This window comes from Phenylobacterium montanum (assembly GCF_018135625.1).
In the GTDB taxonomy this organism is placed as follows: domain Bacteria; phylum Pseudomonadota; class Alphaproteobacteria; order Caulobacterales; family Caulobacteraceae; genus Poindextera; species Poindextera montana.
Window position 1 is genome coordinate 2,482,208 of the sequence record NZ_CP073078.1, and the last position, 18,042, is coordinate 2,500,249.

At 66.6% G+C, this 18,042-nt stretch carries 18 protein-coding genes; 7 read left to right on the top strand and 11 right to left on the bottom strand.

Translation table 11 applies throughout. The features are described from left to right. Positions 1 to 17 precede the first annotated feature (17 nt). The 3 genes from KCG34_RS11085 to KCG34_RS11095 all read left to right on the top strand — a co-directional run bounded on the left by KCG34_RS11085 (position 18) and on the right by KCG34_RS11095 (position 3,221). Positions 18 to 1,562: a DHA2 family efflux MFS transporter permease subunit gene (locus KCG34_RS11085; protein ID WP_211940407.1), complete on the top strand. Its 1,545-nt coding sequence runs from the start codon at positions 18 to 20 to the stop codon at positions 1,560 to 1,562. Positions 1,563 to 1,799: 237 nt separating this feature from the next. Then, on the top strand, positions 1,800 to 2,459 hold the full coding sequence (locus KCG34_RS11090; RefSeq protein WP_211940408.1) for a TetR/AcrR family transcriptional regulator: 660 nt from the start codon (positions 1,800 to 1,802) through the stop codon (positions 2,457 to 2,459). Positions 2,460 to 2,756: 297 nt separating this feature from the next. Beyond that, the gene (locus KCG34_RS11095; RefSeq protein ID WP_211940409.1) at positions 2,757 to 3,221 is read left to right on the top strand and encodes a hypothetical protein; all 465 of its coding nucleotides are present in this window, start codon (positions 2,757 to 2,759) and stop codon (positions 3,219 to 3,221) included. 116 nt (positions 3,222 to 3,337) lie between these two features. Here KCG34_RS11095 and KCG34_RS26170 read toward each other — a convergent pair whose 3' ends face one another. Continuing rightward, positions 3,338 to 3,643, bottom strand: coding sequence for a type II toxin-antitoxin system RelE/ParE family toxin (locus KCG34_RS26170; RefSeq protein WP_211940410.1), 306 nt, complete (start codon positions 3,641 to 3,643; stop codon positions 3,338 to 3,340). A gap of 3 nt (positions 3,644 to 3,646) precedes the next feature. Continuing rightward, positions 3,647 to 3,928 carry a type II toxin-antitoxin system ParD family antitoxin gene (locus tag KCG34_RS11105; protein WP_211940411.1) on the bottom strand — a complete coding sequence of 94 codons (282 nt, stop codon included), beginning with the start codon at positions 3,926 to 3,928 and terminating at the stop codon, positions 3,647 to 3,649. A gap of 377 nt (positions 3,929 to 4,305) precedes the next feature. Here KCG34_RS11105 and KCG34_RS11110 point away from each other — a divergent pair, with 377 nt between their 5' ends. The 3 genes from KCG34_RS11110 (at position 4,306) to KCG34_RS11120 (ending at position 8,037) form a co-directional block, all read left to right on the top strand. Next, positions 4,306 to 5,691, top strand: coding sequence for a peptide MFS transporter (locus KCG34_RS11110; protein WP_211940412.1), 1,386 nt, complete (start codon positions 4,306 to 4,308; stop codon positions 5,689 to 5,691). Between the two features lie 311 nt (positions 5,692 to 6,002). Beyond that, positions 6,003 to 6,629 carry a PAS domain-containing protein gene (locus KCG34_RS11115; protein ID WP_211940413.1) on the top strand — a complete coding sequence of 209 codons (627 nt, stop codon included), beginning with the start codon at positions 6,003 to 6,005 and terminating at the stop codon, positions 6,627 to 6,629. Positions 6,630 to 7,359: 730 nt separating this feature from the next. Then, entirely contained in the window at positions 7,360 to 8,037 is a 678-nt protein-coding gene (locus KCG34_RS11120) for an SDR family NAD(P)-dependent oxidoreductase (RefSeq protein ID WP_211940414.1), read from the top strand. Between the two features lie 266 nt (positions 8,038 to 8,303). Here KCG34_RS11120 and KCG34_RS11125 read toward each other — a convergent pair whose 3' ends face one another. Together KCG34_RS11125 and KCG34_RS11130 are read right to left on the bottom strand one after the other, a co-directional pair. Beyond that, entirely contained in the window at positions 8,304 to 9,119 is an 816-nt protein-coding gene (locus tag KCG34_RS11125; protein WP_211940415.1) for an SDR family NAD(P)-dependent oxidoreductase, read from the bottom strand. After that, positions 9,116 to 10,411, bottom strand: coding sequence for an acyl-CoA dehydrogenase family protein (locus KCG34_RS11130; protein WP_211940416.1), 1,296 nt, complete (start codon positions 10,409 to 10,411; stop codon positions 9,116 to 9,118). Before KCG34_RS11130 ends, KCG34_RS11125 begins: the two co-directional genes overlap by 4 nt. An 80-nt stretch (positions 10,412 to 10,491) precedes the next feature. Between KCG34_RS11130 and KCG34_RS11135 the strand changes: the two genes are divergently transcribed. Beyond that, complete coding sequence (locus KCG34_RS11135) at positions 10,492 to 11,046, top strand: nuclear transport factor 2 family protein (protein WP_211940417.1); 555 nt, start codon at positions 10,492 to 10,494, stop codon at positions 11,044 to 11,046. Here KCG34_RS11135 and KCG34_RS11140 read toward each other — a convergent pair. The 7 genes from KCG34_RS11140 to KCG34_RS11170 all read right to left on the bottom strand — a co-directional run bounded on the left by KCG34_RS11140 (position 11,015) and on the right by KCG34_RS11170 (position 17,944). After that, the gene (locus KCG34_RS11140) at positions 11,015 to 12,493 is read right to left on the bottom strand and encodes a class I adenylate-forming enzyme family protein (RefSeq protein ID WP_211940418.1); all 1,479 of its coding nucleotides are present in this window, start codon (positions 12,491 to 12,493) and stop codon (positions 11,015 to 11,017) included. The two genes, KCG34_RS11135 and KCG34_RS11140, sit on opposite strands and share 32 nt — an antisense overlap. 2 nt (positions 12,494 to 12,495) lie before the next feature. Beyond that, entirely contained in the window at positions 12,496 to 12,804 is a 309-nt protein-coding gene (locus KCG34_RS11145) for a hypothetical protein (RefSeq protein WP_211940419.1), read from the bottom strand. Between the two features lie 18 nt (positions 12,805 to 12,822). Next, positions 12,823 to 13,728, bottom strand: a complete 906-nt coding sequence (locus KCG34_RS11150; protein WP_211940420.1) for a TIGR03619 family F420-dependent LLM class oxidoreductase — start codon at positions 13,726 to 13,728, stop codon at positions 12,823 to 12,825. A gap of 64 nt (positions 13,729 to 13,792) precedes the next feature. Beyond that, positions 13,793 to 14,194, bottom strand: a complete 402-nt coding sequence (locus KCG34_RS11155; protein WP_211940421.1) for a Zn-ribbon domain-containing OB-fold protein — start codon at positions 14,192 to 14,194, stop codon at positions 13,793 to 13,795. Continuing rightward, the gene (locus KCG34_RS11160) at positions 14,194 to 15,402 is read right to left on the bottom strand and encodes a thiolase C-terminal domain-containing protein (protein WP_211940422.1); all 1,209 of its coding nucleotides are present in this window, start codon (positions 15,400 to 15,402) and stop codon (positions 14,194 to 14,196) included. Before KCG34_RS11160 ends, KCG34_RS11155 begins: the two co-directional genes overlap by 1 nt. Next, positions 15,399 to 16,628 carry a CaiB/BaiF CoA transferase family protein gene (locus tag KCG34_RS11165; RefSeq protein WP_211940423.1) on the bottom strand — a complete coding sequence of 410 codons (1,230 nt, stop codon included), beginning with the start codon at positions 16,626 to 16,628 and terminating at the stop codon, positions 15,399 to 15,401. The genes KCG34_RS11160 and KCG34_RS11165 overlap by 4 nt, the downstream gene beginning before the upstream one ends. A gap of 2 nt (positions 16,629 to 16,630) precedes the next feature. Next, positions 16,631 to 17,944 carry a CaiB/BaiF CoA transferase family protein gene (locus tag KCG34_RS11170; RefSeq protein WP_211940424.1) on the bottom strand — a complete coding sequence of 438 codons (1,314 nt, stop codon included), beginning with the start codon at positions 17,942 to 17,944 and terminating at the stop codon, positions 16,631 to 16,633. Positions 17,945 to 18,042: the final 98 nt, after the last annotated feature.

Here is an 18,042-nt window from a genome sequence, read left to right on the forward strand (position 1 = left end):
CGCCGGGAAACTTCGTCATGAAAACCTTGCATGCCCACAGGGCGGAGCCGGCGGCTCCGCTCACAGGCTTCCCCTTGCTCGTGACCGCCATTCTGATCGGCCTTGGCAATTTCCTGGTGGTGCTCGACACCACCATCGCCAACGTCTCGGTGCCGACCATCGCCGGCAATCTGGGGGTCTCCTCCAGCCAGGGCACCTGGGTCATCACCTCCTACGCCGTCGCGGAGGCGATCACCGTGCCGCTGACCGGCTGGCTCGCCGGCAAGTTCGGCGCCCAGCGCGTGTTCATCACCTGCTATCTCGGCTTCGCCGTTGTCTCGCTACTCTGCGGTCTGTCCAGCTCGCTCGGCATGCTGCTCGGCATGCGCGTGCTGCTGGGGCTGGTCGGCGGCCCGATCATGCCGTTATCGCAGATGCTGCTGCTGCGCACCTTCCCGAAGGAGAAGGCGACGCTCGCCACCGTCATCTGGGCCATGACCACCCTGGTGGGGCCGGTGGCAGGCCCGATCCTGGGCGGCATCATCTGCGACTCGATCGGCTGGTCGTGGATATTCTTCATCAAGGTGCCGGTGGCCCTCGCGGGCGGACTTTCCCTGCTGTTCCTGATGCGCGGCCAACCGGACCCGACCCGGCCGGCGTCGATCGACAAGGTGGGCCTGGGCCTCCTGGTCCTGTGGGTGGGCGCGCTGCAGATCATGCTGGACGAAGGCCGCAACCAGGACTGGTTCAACTCGCCGGAGATCTGCGTGCTGGGCGTGATCGCCGCCATCGGCTTCGCCGCCTTCCTGATCTGGGAGCTGACGGAGAGGAATCCGATCGTCGACCTGAGGATCTTCCGTCATCGCGGCTTCGTCGCCGCCGCCACGACCTATGCCGTGGGCTTTGGCGCCTTCTTCGCCAGCATCGTGCTGCTGCCGCTCTGGCTGCAGTCCAACATGGGCTACACGGCGACCTGGGCCGGCTACGCCACCGGCATCATGGGCATCTTCGCGGTGGTGTCCGCGCCCCTGGTCGGCAAGGCGGTGGAGAAGATCGACGCCCGGCTGATCGTATCGCTCGGCATCCTGGGCCTCGGCCTGATCATGGTCTGGCGAATGGGTTTCAACCCGGACGTCACCTTCTTGCAGATGGCCTGGCCGACCCTGCTCACCGGGCCCTTCATGGTGATGTTCTTCGTGCCCGTGACCGGCCTCGCCATGGCCAGCGTCGGCCATGACGAACAGGCCAATGCCGCGGGCCTGTCGAACTTCATGCGCACGCTGGCCGGCGCCTTCGCCACCTCGCTGGTGCAGACCGGCTGGCAGAACGCAACCCGCAAGAACCAGACCGAGCTGGCGGGCGTGCTGCATTATGGCCGCGAGCTGATCGACGGCGCCGTGCGCCTAGGGGCGCCGCACGACAGCGCCACGGCCGTGCTGACGCAGGTGATCGAGGGGCAGAGCGTTACGCTGGCGACGCTCAACATGTTCGCCACCATCGCGATCTGCTTCGGCTTCGCCGCGACGCTCATCTGGATCGCGCCCAAACCCCAGGGGCCGATCGACACCAGCGGCGCGCACTGAGAACAGACTCGGTTCAGCGGAGCGGATACCGCCTACGATGAGAAATCCAAGGCCTTCGAAAACATATCCTGAAGGCGACCGCTTCGTCTTCGACTGCCATCTCATGCTTATCTATGAAAGGTGTTCCTGTGTCCAAAGCAATGGAAGCCATAGTCGGCTGGGCTTCGCTGTTGGCGTTAGCATCAATGATCGCCGTCATCGTCATTTTGTTCTTTGTGTAGGTCCGAAGTTCAAGCCATGTTGCATCAACAATCGAAACAAGACCAGATAGGCGCCACCGCACTACGCAAGAGTGGTCGCGCGACGCGCCAAGCCTCCGAGGCCACAGTCCGACGCATCGTTGAAGTGGCCGCCCTTCTGTTCGTCGAAAAGGGCTATGGCGTATCCATGGACCAGATCGCGGCCAGCGCCAGCGTCGGCAAGCAGACCTTGTATCGCCGCTTCGGCTCCAAAGAGGCGCTGTTTCTGGCGGTGATCGACCGCGAGGTACAGCGACTGGCCGCCGCGGCTCGATTCGAGGCGGCGAAGGGCGCCGGCCCGCTGGACGCCCTGAAGGAATGCTGCCGCTTCCTGCTCGACTTCATGCTGCATCCGGACATGGTCCGGCTGCATCGGATCTTCGCCGCCGAGGCCGAGCGCTTCCCCAACATTGGCGCGTATCTCGAAAACTGCATGGCGCCGTTCATAGCGGTCCTGCAGCGGCTGATGTGGTCCGCGACCGCGGCAGGGCATTTGCGAAAATTCGGGTCGGGCGTGCTCGTCACTCACCTTGAGGGAGCAATCGTCGGCTGGCCGATCCGGCAGGCGATGCTGGGGCTGGATCCGCTCGCCGAGCCCGCCGCCCGCGACGCGTACTTCGAAACCGCGTGGGACCTATTCCTCGGGGGAGCGGAATAGCTGGCCCTGGCGGCTGGAGCCCCCGCTCGCCAGGAATCCGGCCGCTTCCCCTACTCGCCGTTGTTATGACTGCCTTGGAGGAGCAAGCGCAGCGCTAAAGCAGTCCCGCCGATGACCGCAGATGGCGATGCCTGGCGGGATCCGGCGGATGGCGATTTCGCGTAGGAACGCCTCGGCGCCTCGCCGTGCAAGCTTATCCGACACATTCGACGTGGACCTGTCGCGGCGGCGCCGTATCGTCGAGTCCTAGGACTATCAGCGGCCATATCGGGGCCGTGTGGCGCGCACTTGGGGAGCATGACGTTGACGGAGGGGTTGGCGGGAGGATGGACCATCGAGAAGCTCAAAGCCCGCAGCCCTGAGGAGCGTTACACTGTTTGGCGAAACGCGCTGCGCAAAGGCACGCCCGAAGCGCTCCAACTCGCCCGCGCAATTGAAGGCTCAGGTCTCGACTACGCCGAGAAAGGCGGCATCAGCATGTCGGACCCGCGGGTGCTCGAGATGCGAGACATCATTGAATCAGCCGATGGCCGGAAAGCTTGCATTCAAGCTACTGCCGCCGGCCTACCCGCGCTTGCGGGTGTCGAACCGTTGATCGTGGCCAAGATGGGCAATCGATACGGTGCCTTCAGCCAGATGACGGTGACCGCAGGCTCGCTAGTTGGCGAGATCATGCCGTCGCTTGGATACCGCATCTCAGGGCAACGAAAGATGCCAGACGGCTCGGTCGCACAGACCGCAGCCTTTTGGATTTTGAAATAGCCCCGCTTCTTGGTTCGCCCTCGCCAAGACCGCTTCGGGGGATCAAGCGCAGCCTTAGCGCGTGTCGGCGTTTCGACCGCTTTTGGCGAGCGGCGGGTTCAAGGATGGTCGCTTGGTCACTCGCCGGATCCGAGGTCAAAGAGGTCTTTTAGTCGCCTGACTCCGTGCACTATGCGAACAACTACCGCGCTGGATCCTTCTACGCGGTACAGCGCAAGGTAATCGCCCACGACAAGCGCCCGAGCGTCTGGCGCAATCTCGGGGCGCGCTGCCCCAAGTTTCGGATGTTCGGCCAAAGCTTGGCACCGGGCAACAATCCGGTCGATGAGACGGTCGGCCGCCGCAGGATTGTCCAACGCGACATGCAGCCAAATATCATCCAGGTCGGCGTTGGCTCGCGGCGTAATGACGACGCGGGCCACGCGTCAGAGATTGGCTGCTTTGTGAGCCGCCAAACGCGCGCGTCCGCGGCGCTTGATATCTTCGGCGTCCAGAGGCTGGCCATCGCCGCTGTCGATGCCCTCTCGCCAGAGCCTTCGCAATTCTTCAACGGCGACCTCCCGCCCCTGGCGAATTTGCTTCCACGCGCGGAGCGCGTCACGAACCACTTCGCTCGTGGACGCGTACTCGCCAGTCGCGATGGCTCGGCGAATGTCTGCTGCGAATTCAGGTGTAAGCGCGATGCTCAGCTTCTCGACGGTCGCCATGAGGTTCCCTCTTCGGTACGACCAGGTCTTACCACGGGCGGCCCGATGAGTCACCTTCTGGCCGTGTCGCTGGGCTTGGGTTTTGTCCGCCCCTGCCGGTCGGGATGACCGCAATCTGGAAACTGGCGCTGCCGTGGCCCGCCACCCGGAGGGGCTGCTATTGGCGAGGCCCGGCCATGCCAACCGTGATTTTCAGCGCCGAGTCCGTCCACGACGTGCGATCCTTCTGAGAACCTGGCAACGTCGGCCCTTCAGGCGGGCGCAATCCTGAACATATTTGACTTGGGCGCGTGCGAACCTAGGCGATCGCACGGGACTGTGGTTGCTTTGGGCGTCGCCGCCTGACCCTCTGCGGCGGTTCCGGGGGGAGCCGATCGATGACCACCCTTGATCTCGCGCCTTCTGGCGCTGGTGCGCCGCGCGTCGCCACCGATTGCTTCGGCCACCCAAAGGGGCTGCTCTACCTAGCCTTCGCCGAAACTTGGGAACGGTTCTCGTATTCCGGCATGCAGGCGCTGCTGGTGCTCTATATGGTCGAGCAACTGCTGCTGCCTGGACACGTGGAACATGTTGCGGGGTTCGCCGCGTTCCGAGCGAGTGTGTTAGCGGTCACCGGCCCGTTGACGCCGGCGGCGACGGCCTCGGTGATCTTCGGGCTCTATACTGGCCTAGTCTATGTGACGCCGCTGATCGGAGGCTTCCTGGCCGACCGCTGGTTCGGGCGCACGGCGATGGTCACGGCCGGCGCCATCCTGATGGCTATAGGCCACTTCCTGATGGCCTTCGAGGCCTCGTTCCTCCTGGCCCTGGCCTGCCTAATCGTGGGCGTGGGCGGGTTCAAGGGCAATATCTCGACCCAGGTGGGCGCGCTCTACGCCGAGGGCGACCACCGGCGGGCCCAGGCCTTCCAGGTGTTCTACATGGGGATCAATGTCGGCCTGATTTTCGCGCCCCTGGTCTGCGGCACGTTGGGCGAACGGGTCGGCTGGCATTGGGGCTTCGGCGCCGCCGGGGTGGGCATGTTGGTTGGCCTCGCGATCTATCTTTCCGGCCGCCGCTGGCTGCCGCCCGAGCCCGTCAGGGGCGCGAGCGACGAGCGGATCAAACCTCCGGCCCTGTCCCGCGAGGAGTGGCTGCGCACTGTCGCCCTGGTCGGACTGCTGCCGATCCTGGCTGGCGCAACGCTTGGCAACTACCAGATTTTCAACACCTACCTTGTCTGGGCCAAGGACAGCTATGACCTGTCCCTATTCGGTCAGGCCATGCCCGTGACCTGGCTGCTCTCCTTCGGCGGCTTCACTTCGGTCGGTCTGATCGCCCTTTCAGTGACCTTCTGGAACTGGTGGGGACGACGCTGGCGCGAGCCCAGCGAGCTTGGCAAGATCGCCATCGGCGCAGCGATCATGGCCCTGGCGCCCCTCATCCTGTCCGCCGCGGCCATTCGGGCGCAGGACGGCCACAAGGTCTCGCTGGGCTGGGCTGTGGCCTTCGAACTGGTCAACGATCTCGGCTACGCCAATCTGGTGCCGGTGAGCTATGCGCTGTTCACGCGCCTGGCCCCGCCCCAGATCGCCGGGACCATGGTGGCGGTGTGCCTACTGCAGTTCTTCTTGGTCAACTTGATGGTTGGGGCGCTGGGGACGCTGCTGGCTCCGCTGGGGGGGCCGGCCTTCTGGCTGCTACATGCCGCCATTGTCGGCGGGGCGGCGGCAGTGTTCATGCTGTTGTGGCGCATCTTCGGCGCGCGGCTCGCAGTGAGTTGATGGCATCATTCCCGCCTCCTGAGCGTGCGAGTCCTTGGGACGGGGTTGTCAGACTAACCCCTTCGGGTCAGGTCGCAGGCCGAGCGATCGATTAGCCAGTGTGCGCCGGTTGTGATCGGCATGACTCGATCTGTGAGCAGGAGCGGGACCCCTTTAGCGGCGATCGGAAAATCGCCGTCGTATTGCGCGCTACTGAATGTAATTGTGGGCGAGGTGGCGATCGTGCCGACGCCCTAAGAGCCGATCTCGCTCGACATGGCAGAGTTGATCTACATCAAAGTGCACAGGGCGGCGACGACCGACGCTGCGGTGTGAACCGCGCCAAGGACGCCATCTTCGTCGCCCAGGCCCTGCTCGATGAGCTGGGCGCAGATGCGTGTCGGATCGCCGCGGAGCGAGCGGCGGCGTTGGTACGCGACGGAGATACCACAGACGCCCATTTCTGGAGTCAGGTTGCGGCCGCCGCCAGGGTGTTGTCAGCGTCGCCGAGACCGCAGCTTCCGCCCGCGCGGCGCCGTCAGATCATGGTCCAAGATCGCCAGTTCCGTCAGAGCTTCAAAGTGAGCCCCAACGCCTATCTGCTGCTGACGTCCGACCTGGTCATCGCAGACGCCAATCCCGCCTATATGAAGGCCACGATGACGACCGAGGAAATCCGCGGCTACGGATTGTTCGAGATCTTTCCTGACAATCCGGCGGCGCCCGAGGCGAACGCCGTCCTCAATCTCAGGGGCTCTCTGGAGCGGGTGCTCAGGACCGGGAAGGCCGATCTCATGGCCGTTCAAAGGTACGACGTCCGCGGCCTCGACCGTCTGTTCGAAGAGCGCTGGTGGGAACCATCCAACTGTCCGATCCCGAATGACGACGGGCGGCCGGAACTCATTCTGCACCATGTGCGCGATGTCACGGCCCACGCGAGTCCCGCGATTCGGATCTAGGGGCCAGTTCAGCAGCAGGGCCAGGCGCTTAGGTGTGGGCTGGTCAGCGGACGCTCGAGCTGAGCGGCGTCGACGCCAAGCGGCGACTTTACGCCCTCCACCAGCAGCCGGACGCTGCGGTGACGACGTTGGATGACCACGATCACCTGGCCGGGCATGGGTTCTATCAGCCCAAGGTCACATTGGACCCAGGATCGTCATTTTTTAACGGGCTTGAGGTAGATTTATACCCGTTCACAGCCCTCCGAGGGATGGACAGAAAGCCTTCGCCGGCGCGCCCCGTTGGCGGGGGCTTTCTTTTTCAAAGCGGCGCCTGCCCGTATGGGCGTCAGGAAACCGAGAGGCCCAAAAGGCTCGGGCCTCCATGTCAGTATCAAGCCGACTGGCCAGATTCCAGCAACGCGGGCCGACACCCACCTTTAAGGTCCGTTTTGGGGTAGCTAGCTCGACAATTGCCACGAGTTTCGAGGCCACTGCCATTGGCGAAGCGCCGTCGCCACTATCTGCGTTGCCGTCCCGCGGCCAATTTGCCTAGGATCTCGCAGCAGCGAAGCATCAGGCGCGCGCTCAACGGAAGCATAACCTTCCGCTCCTCGTTGCGTCTTCATGAAGAAGCCGCCTACAACATTTCAACGCCAATGAATGCGCTCGGACAGCCCCCCGTCGTCAGTACCCACAAGGTTGTGTCCCATCGTGCTGAGCGACCGGCGTCAAGATTGAGAGAGGCTCCATGCAGGACAAGGTCGTTGTGGTCACTGGCGCTTTTGGAGCGCTCGGACGGGTTGTGATCGCCGATGCAGCCGCCCGCGGAGCCAAGGTCGCAGCCCTCGATTTTGCACCAGCGGCGCCCCTCGGCCTAGCGTCGCACCTCGCGGTCGGCGGCGTGGATCTGTCGGAGCCGGAGGGAGCGGCGAAGGCCATCGGCGCAGTCGTGGACCACTTCGGCCGCATGGACGCTTTGATCAATGTCGCCGGCGGCTTCGTCTGGCAAACCGTGGCCGAAGGCGACGCCGCCACATGGTCGCGCCTTTACGCCATGAACGTCGCGACCACTTTCAACGCCTGCAAGGCGGCCCTGCCCCATCTGGTCAAGAGCGGCGGACGGATCGTCAATGTCGGGGCATATGCGGCGTTGAAGGCCGACACAGGGATGGGGGCCTACGCAGCCTCAAAGTCCGGCGTACACCGCCTGACGGAAGCCCTGGCGGCCGAGTACAAGGGCATGGTTGCGGTCAACGCCGTGCTGCCTTCGATCATCGACACCCCGGCCAACCGGGCCGACATGCCGCAAGCCGACGCTTCGAAGTGGGTTTCTCCGCAAGACCTGGCCTCTGTGATATTGTTCCTCGCCTCGGATGCGGCGCGGGCGGTGACCGGCGCCCTTGTGCCCGTCACCGGCGGCGTTTGATCGAACGAACACTCGGGCCCGGGCGGACAGACAATCGCAAAAGCTGTTCGGCGGCCTTCAAGGCGGTTCGGTCAGCGCGGCCAATTTGTGCGCACCTCAGAGCGGTGGCTGCGCCATCGCGTTGGGCGGCAACTGGACAAGTCATCTTACATCGCCGGGGCAATGACTTCAAAGGCCGCCGGTCCAGAGCATATTCATGAAAATCGCAGCGAATCTCCTCGCAGCGCCGTCTTGACTGATGGTGGGCCAATCGCACCCGCCGGCGGCTACCAGGCGGTCCAGCCGCCATCGACCAGGAGATCGGCGCCGGTCATATAGGCCGAGGCGTCGCTGGCCAAGAACACGGCCGGCCCGCCGATTTCGCACCAGCGCCCTGTGCGCTCCATCGGCGTCCTCTGACCACTACGGGCGACAAAATTCGGATGGGCCTGCTCGATCTCCGGCCACGGAAACACGCCAGGACTCAATGAATTCACCCGAACGCCGTCGGGGGCGAGCCGGCAGGCGAGGTAACGGGTCAGTGCGATCATGCCGCCCTTCGACGCCGCGTATTGCGGCGGACTATCGAAGCCGGAGTCGCCATAAGTGGCGAAACTCGGGCTGCGATGGCCATAGATCGAGGCGATGTTGATCACCGAGGCCTGGCCGACAGCGCGGGCGGCGGCCTTCAGCGCAGGCAGGGCGGCTTGCACGTTCTCGTTCACCGCGGTGATTCCGCTGGCCAGGGTGGCGGCGAAGGCGTCGGCGCGACTCGCGTCGGCCGTCGTGGGCAGGCCGGTGACCGCGTTGTTGACCAGCACGTCCAGCCGCTTCAGCGTTGCGAAGAAGCTGGCCGCCGCGGCATGGTCCAGCACGTCGAAGGCGGCCACCTGGACTGACAGCCCCTCCTCAGCCAGCTCGTCCGCAAAGGCTTCGAGCTTGGCCTTGCTGCGCCCGTTCAGGATCACATGCGCCCCGGCGCGGGCCAGCGCCACCGCCATGGCCGAGCCCAGATGCCCTGCCGCGCCGGTGACCAGGGCCGTGCGCCCGGAAAGGCCGAAGATTTGGGCGTGGGTTGGAAAAGACGCCAGCCTGGGGCTCATGCCAGCTCCGCCTCGGCCATCTCTTCGAGCTCCGGATACTTCTCCATCGATCGCTCCCGCTCAGCGATCAGGTCGTAGGCCGGGAACAGAGCGTTGGTCGGCGCATAGTCGCGCAGGACCTGCTTGGCCACCGTCACCTTGTGCACCTCGGTCGGGCCGTCCGCCAGACCCATCACGAACGACGAAACCACCTGGCTCACGAACGGCATCTCGTCGGAAACACCGATCGAGCCATGGATCTGCAGCGCCCGGGCGGCGATGTCGTGCAGGACCTTGGGCATGGCCGCCTTCACCGCGGCGATGTCCTTCCTGACCTTGCGATAGTCCTGCAGCTTGTCGATCCGCCAGGCGGTCTCCAGCACCAGAAGGCGGAACTGTCTGAGCTCGATCCAGCTGTCGGCGATCTTCTCCTGCACCATCTGCTTGTCCGACAGCCGCTCGCCGGCGGTGAAGCGCGACAGGGCCCGTTCGCACATCATGTCCAGCGCCTTCTGGGCCTGGCCGATGGTGCGCATGGCGTGATGAATGCGCCCGCCGCCCAGCCGCGTCTGGGCCACCGCGAACCCTTCGCCGCGTTCGCCCAGGAGGTGATCGGCTGGGATGCGCACATTGGTGTAGCGGACATAGGCATGGCTCGGCACCTTCTCGCCGAAGTGGCCGACATTGCGCACGATCTCGATCCCGGGCGCGTCGGCGGGGACGATGAACATCGACATGCGCCGGTGCGGCGCCGCCTCGGGATCGGTGACCGCCATCACGATCAGGAAATCGGCGAAACGCGCGTTGGACGAGAACCACTTCTCGCCATTGATCACCCAGCCCCCAGCGTCCCGCTCGGCGCGGCAGGTGAACACCAGGGGATCGGCGCCGCCGTGGGGCTCGGTCATGGAGAAGCACGAGACGATCTCGTTATCGAGCAGCGGCTTTAAGTACTTCGCCTTCTGCTCGGCCGTCCCATAGTGGGCGAGAATCTCGGCGTTGCCGGTGTCGGGGGCCTGACAGCCAAACACGACCGGGGCGAAGTGCGAGCGGCCGAGGATCTCGTTCAAGAGGGCCAGCTTGACCTGGCCGTAGCCCGGCCCGCCCAGTTCCGGGCCCAGGTGGCAGGCCCACAGGCCCTGTTCCTTCACCTGCGCCTGCAGCGGCCGGACCAGGCGGGCATTCTCCGGATTCTTGACGTCGTAGATGCTGTCCAGCCGGTGATCGAGGGGTTCGACCTCCTCCTTGACGAAGGCGGCGGCCCAGTCCAGCCGGGCTTGAAAATCGGGGTCGGTCTCAAAATCCCAGGCCATGCGTTCCTCTCCTTGTTGCCGCCAATTTATGATTATGATCATGATTGTCTAGCGCAAAAGCGGACCCAAGGGAGGAACCCATGGACGATCACGAGAAAGCCGCCTTGCGCGCCCTCGGCGACCGGGTCGAGATCGCCGAGGTGATCATGCGCTACTGCCGGGCCATCGACCGGGGCGACGAGGCGATGCTCAGAACCTGCTTCCACCCCGATTCAACCCACCGCCACGGCGGGTTCACCGGCCCTTCCAGCGACTTCTGCGCCCACGCCATGGCCGTGGTGGCGGCCGTCGAGCTGACCCATCACCAGCTCGGCCAGATCTCGATCGACCTCGACGGCGATTTGGCCCATGCGGAGACCTACTTCACCGCCTACCATCGCTTCGGCGCAAACCCGCCCCCGGGCGGCCGCCCGCACGAAGACCGCATCGTCGGCGGCCGCTACCTCGATCGCCTGGAACGCAGAGCCGGCGCCTGGCGTATCGCCCGCCGGCATGGGGTGAGCGAGTGGCGGCGCTATGAAGCCGCCGCCGACCGCGGGTTCTTCGACGAACCGGCGGAGTGGCGGGGGCGACGGGACAAGGGGGATTCGGTGTATGTGGGGCTCAGGCGAACTGACCCTTCAACGCCCGCCTGAGCAGCTTGCCGGTCTCGTTGTAAGGCAAAGCATCCTGAAAGCGGATTTCCTCCGGCGCCTTGGTCGAGCGCAGGCGTTCGCGGACGAAAGCCTTCAAGGCTTCGGGATCGGGATCGCCCCGCGGAACGACCACGGCCACCACCCGCTCGCCCCACTGGTCGCTGGGGGCGCCCAGGACGGCGGCGTCGGCGACGGCGGGGTGGGCGCGCAGCACGTCCTCGACCTCGCCGGGGGAGATGTTCTCGCCGCCGCGCACGATCACATCGTCCAGCCGCCCCTCGAGGAACAGATAGCCGCCCGCGTCGATGAAGCCGGCGTCGCGGGTGTGAAACCAGCCCTCCGCGTCGGTCAACTTCCTGCCGACATATTCGCCGCTGATCTGGTCGCCGCGCACGCAGACCTCGCCCGAGACGCCGGCCGGGACCGGGGCGCCTGTGGGATCCCGGATCTCGACCTCCAGACCCGGCAGGGGGCGGCCGACCGAGGACAGGCGCCTTAAGGCGACAGGATCGCCGGCGCGGGCGGCGTGGTGGTCCTCAGGGCCCAGGACCGAGATGGTCGAGCTGGTCTCGGTCAGGCCATAGGCGTTGACGAAATCGACTTGCGGCATCAGACGCAAAGCGCGCTGGATCACGGGCGGCGGCATGCGCCCGCCGCCATAGGACAGGGCCTTCAGGGCCGGCAGGGGCTCTCCCCGCGCCTCCAAGACGTCGAGGATGCGGCCCAGCATGGTCGGCACCACCATGGCGTGGGTGACGGCCTCGGCGGCGGCGGCCTCCACCCACGCCTCGGGGCTGAACGCCGGCAAATGGACGATGCGCCGCCCGGCGAAGATGTTGGTCAGGACCGCCGAAATCCCGGCGATATGATAGGGCGGTACGCTCACCAGCGCCGCCTCGCCCTGGGCCGCGCCCATGAACTCGACGGTGGAGAGTACGTAGGCGGTCAGGTGCTCATGGCGCAGGATGGCGGCCTTGGGCTCGCCGGTGGTCCCGCTGGTGAACAGCAGGACGGCGATGTCGGGGTCGAACTCGGGCGGGGCGATGGCCTGGTTCGCGGGGTCGGCGCAAACGGCGGCGAAGGCGGCGCGCGGGACGATGGTCACGCCGGGTGCGCCCTCCACCCGCGCGATCATGTCCTCGTCGACCACGGCGATGGAGGGGGCCGTGCGGGCCAGGATGCGCGTAAGATCGGCGTCGGCCAGGCGATAGTTCAGGGGCGCAAACGCCTTGCCGGCGAACGCGGCGGCGAAGACCAGAAGTGGCAGCGCGGGCGAATTCTGGCCGATCTGAACGACAGTTGCGCCCGGCTGGGCCGCAAGCCAGGCCCCGCCAGCCCGGGCGCGGGCCAGAAGGTCGGCATAGCTGACCGCGCTGGCCAGCGGGCCTGCCGCGTGACGCTCACCCAGGCCGTCGGCGGCCATCTCCAAGAGCAGTCCGGTGTGCATGGTCAGTCCGAAGCTGGAAGTTTCTTGGCTTCCTTGATCGTGAGCAGCCGCCCGTCGGCGGAGAAGGCTCCGCCGCCGGACTTACTGCACAGGACCTCAAGACCGCTCGTCTCGTCCGCATAGCGCTTGCCGACCGCAGCCCCGCCATCGAAGCCCTCGGCCGCCGCCAGGCCCTCAGCTCGCACGTCGGCCGCGCCCAGCATGGCTTGGCCGCCGCATTCCAGGGTCACCCCCGCGTTTGGCGGCCGCACCACCACCGCCTCGGCCGTGCAGACGGCGCTCTTCCAGCGCGATCCGGGTTTCAGGTCCATTGGGTCGAACTCCAGGTCTCAGACGGCCGCAAGGCCAAGGTCGCGGGCGACGCGCTCCAGGCCGGCGACCTTGTCGGCGAGGGGGATCGTGTCGTCGTTCGGCCAGATATTGGGCCCCCACAGCACCAGATTGTCGAATCCCGCGGCGAAGAAACGCTCGATCAAGTCCGGGTCGGGGCTCTGGGGCCGGACATAGTAGTCGAAGGGCCGGCGGGCCGTGCCTCGCGCCTGCCGCTCCTTCTCGATCACCTCGCGCAAGGCCTCGGCCTCGTCCAGGGCGACCATGGCCGAGTTGATCCAGGCGTCGGCCACCTCGGCCACGCGGCGCAGGGCCGGGCCGGTATTGCCGCCGCAGACCAGGGGCACCTTCACCGGGTGCGGGGTGATCTGCAGGCTATCGAAGCGGAAATGCTTGCCCTCGTGGGCGAAGAAACCGCCGGCCCAGGCCTTCTTCAGGACCTCGATGATCTCGTCGAGGCGCGAGCCGCGCTCATTGAAGGGAATGCCGACCGCATCGAACTCCTCCTTCAGCCAGCCGGCGCCGGTTCCCAGGAGGAACCGCCCGCCGGACACGTCGTGGGCGGTGGCCGTATGCCGGGCCAAGAGCAGCGGGTGGTTCATCGGCGCGATGCAGATCGCGGTGCCGATCTTGAGCCGCTTGGTCGCCCCGGCCACCGCGCCCAGGAGGAACCAGGGGTCATAGATGCGCACCTGCTCGCCCAGGATCGCCTTGTCCCGGGCGTCGTTCTTGTCGGCGGGGGTTTCCTTGCGCGAGGGGTGATGACCGTCATAGCGCTCGGGGATCACATAGTGTTCGCCGAACCACAGGCCCTCGAAGCCCAGCCGCTCGGCGTGGACGGCGAGATTCAAGAGGTCGGTGGGCGTGTAGTCGTAGGTGGTGATGCCGATGGTGCGCCGGGTCACTTTGGGCTCCTGCAAGCGAATTCAAAGCTCTTCCCCATCGATGGGGAAGCGGTCTTGAGAACCCTCACGCCACGCGCCACTGCGGCAGCACGACGCCGGGCTCCAGGGTCTGGAACCAGACCTGCATCGGCTGGCCCTCGGCCAGCTCCGGCGCACCGTCCAGCCGGCCCATCAGCCGCACGTCCGGCGCGTCGTCCAACTGCACCACCACCAGGGTGTAGGGCGTCGGAAAGGCTGGATGCACCTGGTGCGTGACCAGGGTCCAGGTATGCAGGCGGCCGGTCCCTCTCGCCTCGCGCCAGCCGGTGTTCCAGCCGCCGCAATGGGGACAGTGCTCCGTCGGCGGGTGCAGGCCGCGGTCGCAATCCGCGCAGGCTCTGAAGACCAGCCGCTGCTCGGCCGCGGCGGCGAAAAACCCCTCGGTCTCGCGGTCGGCGACAAAGGGCAGGATCATCTCGGCGCCCATCACGCGGCCCTCCGGAACACGACGCTGGAGCCCACCGGCAGGGGCCCGCCGGTGCAGAGACAGAGCTCGGCCCCCTCGATCTGCATATCGGCCTCGCCGCGCAGCTGGCGCACCGCCTGGACGATGTGGTTCATGCCGTGGACATAGGCCTCGGACATGTGCCCGCCGCCGGTGTTGATCGGCAGGGAGCCGCCCCGCCTGATCGCGCCGCTCTCGACGAACGGCCCCGCCTCGCCCTTGCCGCAGAAACCGTAGGCCTCGAGCTGCAACAGCACGCTGATGGTGAAGCAGTCGTAGATCTGGGCGATGTCCATATCCTGCGGCCCGACGCCGGCGCGCTTCCACAAGACCTCGCCGCCCTTGCGCCCGCCGAGCTCGGTCATGTCGTGGCGGGTGGTGACCGGGAACATCATCCCGGCCCGATGGTCCTGCGGCTCCCCGCCGGCGACGGCGCGGATCAGGACCGGCGGCTTCTTAAGGTCCTTGGCCCGCTCGGCGCTGGTGATCACCACCGCGCAGGCCCCGTCCGACTCCAGGCAGAAGTCGAACAGCCGAAGCGGCGTCGAGATCATCCGCGAGGCCAGGTAATCGTCGAGGCTCATGGCCTTGTCGTGCATGATCGCGTGCGGCGTCGCATTGGCGTGCTCGCGGCAGGTCATGGCCACCGCCCCCAGCTGCGCAGGTGTGGTGCCGTATTCCAGCATGTGCCGGCGGGTCATCAGGGCGAAGGTCTGGCCAGCGGTCATCAGGCCATAAGGGACGTAGTACTCGTCATAGGTCCCGCCGCCGCCCGCCTCCTGATGCCCGGCCCGCTTGCCGCCCGAGCCCAGCCGGGTCTCGGAGCGCCCGTTCAGCGAGCGGAAAGCGATCACCGTCTTGGCCTGGCCCGACAGGATCGCCCCCATGGCCAGGCCCATCATCATGCAGGGCGCAACCCCGCCCGGCCCGGTGTCGGCCCAATAGGCCAGGTTGCTGGCGCCGAGGGCCGCGGCCAGGGTGTAGGGCGTCACCACGTCGTCGCCGCAACGGACGATGCCGTCGACGTCCTCGACGCTCAGCCCCGCCTCGGCCAGGGCCTTCAGCGAGGCCTCGGTGGCCAGGGACAGGACGCTGCGCCCGGAATTCCTGCTGAACGCCGTCTGGCCGATGCCGGCCACCGCGCACTTGTCGCGCCCCGCGAAGGCGGTCTCGTCGTCGATCCGGCTCATGACCCGGCCTCCGATTTCAAGATCTCGGCGTTGTGCTCCCCGAGCTTGGGCGCCGGCGTGCGCGCCACCTCGCAGAAGGACGAGAAGCGGTAGATCGGCCCCGGATAGGCCACCTCGCCCACCCCCTCATGCTCGACCCTGGCGAAGAAATCGCGGGCGATCAGGTGCTCGTCGTGGAACAGGTCCTCGGGGGCGTTCAGGACCCCGATCGGCAGGCCGGCGGCCTGACCCTCGCGGTACATCTCCTCGGCCGTGTGCACCAGGAAGAAGCACTCGACCACCTCCTGCACCAGGTGGAAATTGTCCTGGCGGAACTTGACGTCCTGGTATTCCGGCTCGGTCAGCATGGCCGCCATGCCCTTGGAGTCCATCCAGTCGACCAGGCTCTTCCACGCCTTGGGCTCGGCCAGGATCAGGGCGAAATAGACATAGCGGTCGTCGGCGCAGCGGAACAAGGCCGGCTGGGTCGGCGAGGGCTGGGCGTGGCGGCAGGTCTGCCGATGCACATGCACTCGCGGATAGAACCAGTAGGGATTGGCCAGCTCGACATTCACCGCGCAGGCCTCGTGCATGGAAATGTCCAGAAGATCGCCGCGGCCGGTCTTCTGGCGTTCCAGGAGGGCCAGCATGATCCCGATCTGCGCGAAACTGGCCACGGTATGATAGGCCTGATCGCCGCCGGGGCGGATCGGGGGGATGGTGTGGTCGTCATAGCCGCAGCTGTTCAGCGGCCCGCCGGCCGCCAGGGCCACGATGTCCGAGGACTTGTAGTCCTTCCACGGCCCGGTGAGGCCAAAAGCGGTCACCGCGGCGATGATCAGCTTCGGATGGGCCTCGAGGATCGCCTCCAGGTCCAGCCCTGCCGCCGCCAGGGCGTGGGGCTGCAGGGTGCAGATGAAGACGTCGGCGTCGGCCAGGAGGTCCTGAAGCGCCGCCAGCCCCGCCGGGGTGCGCACGTCGGCGGTGACGCTCTTCTTGTTGGAATTGTAGAACCAGAACTTCAGGCTGGTCTCCGGCCCCTCGGCGCCCTTGGCCCAAGGGCCTGCGGCGCGGGTCGGCGAGCCTTCCGGCCCCTCCAGCTTGACCACCTCGGCGCCCAGCTGGGCCAAGAGCAGGCCGGTGAACTCCCCGCCGGGATCCTCGGCCAGCTCGACCACCTTCAGCCCGGTCAGGGGATTGGGCAGGCCCGCGGTGCGCGCGGCGAAACTCAGATGCTCGGCGCCCATGGTCAAAGCGCTCCTTCCATCACCAGGTCCTGGTACTCGTCTTCCGCAACGCCCAGGAGCTCCTTGAACACATAGGCGTTGTCCTCGCCCAGGAGCGGGCCGGACCGCCAGTTCTCCTGCAGCGTCTCGCGGAACCGGATCGGCGTGCCCTCGAAGCGGGCCTCGCCGATCACCGGGTGATCCATCTCGAAGAACAGGCCGCGGCCGGCGATCTGCGGGTCGTGGTCGTTGGTGTCCTCGGCCGTCTGCACCGCGCCCGCGGCGACGCCCGCGGCCTGCAGCCGGCGCATCAGGCCGTAGCGGTCCTGGCCTTTCGTCCAGTCGGCCATGTGCGCATCCAGCGCGTCCTGATTGGCGAACCGCGCCGCCTGGCTCGCAAACCGCGGATCGGCGGTCCAATCCGCCCCGATCTCGGCCGCCAGGGCCGCCCATTCAGCGTCATTGAACACCGCGATGGCGATCCAGCGGTCCTGGCCCTCACAGGGATAGACCCCGTGCGGCGCAGCGTTCGGATGCTCCAGCCGGTTGCCGGTCGGATAGTCGCCCCCGCGGGTCGAGCGGCCGTTGACCGACACCTCCAGCAAGACCGGGCCCAAAAGATTGATCCCGGCCTCCACCGCCGCCACGTCGATCTCGGCCCCCTGGCCGGTCAGGCCCCGGTGATAGATCGCGGTCAAGAGCGCCGAGGCGTTGAAGAAGGCCGCCTCGTTGTCCATGTAGCTCAGCCCCCAGCCCGAGGGCTCCTCGCCCGGCAGGCCGCTGATGTGCGAAAGCCCGCAGACAGCCTGCACCACCGGGCCATAGCTGCGGTACTCGGCATGCGGCCCCGAATGGCCGAAGCCGCTCATGCGGGCATAGATTACGTCTGGCGAGATCTGGTTCAGCCGCTCGTAGGTCAGGCCCCAGCGCTCCATCACCCCCGGCGCGAAATTCTCCGTCACCACGCTCGAGGCGGCGATCAGCCGGTCGGCCAGGGCGCGGCCCTTGGGCGAACGCATGTTGATGGTCACGCCCAGCTTGTTGCGGTTGTAGTTGTTGAACAGTCCGCCCTTGTTGGGATCGGGATTGGCGTCCTCCTCGCCATAGGTGCGCGCCTCGCCCTTGTAGATCGGCAGGCGCCGCGGCATGTCCAGCCGGTTGCGGTCCTCGATGCGGATCACCTCTGCGCCGAAATCGGCCAACAGGCGCGTGGCGCAGGCGCCCACCCCCATCCAGCAGAAGTCGGCCACGCGCACCCCGGCCAGCGGCCCCCGCCGCGCGCCGGGCCGGCGGGACGCGCCCGCCGCCGGCAGTTTCACCCTTGTCGATTCGAGCATCACGCCTTGCGCACCCTCGCCGCTTCCAATGTGGCGAACCGCCGCTTCCGGCCGGTTTTCCGCCACCTCCCTAACCTGGATCAGGTCAAATCCGTTAT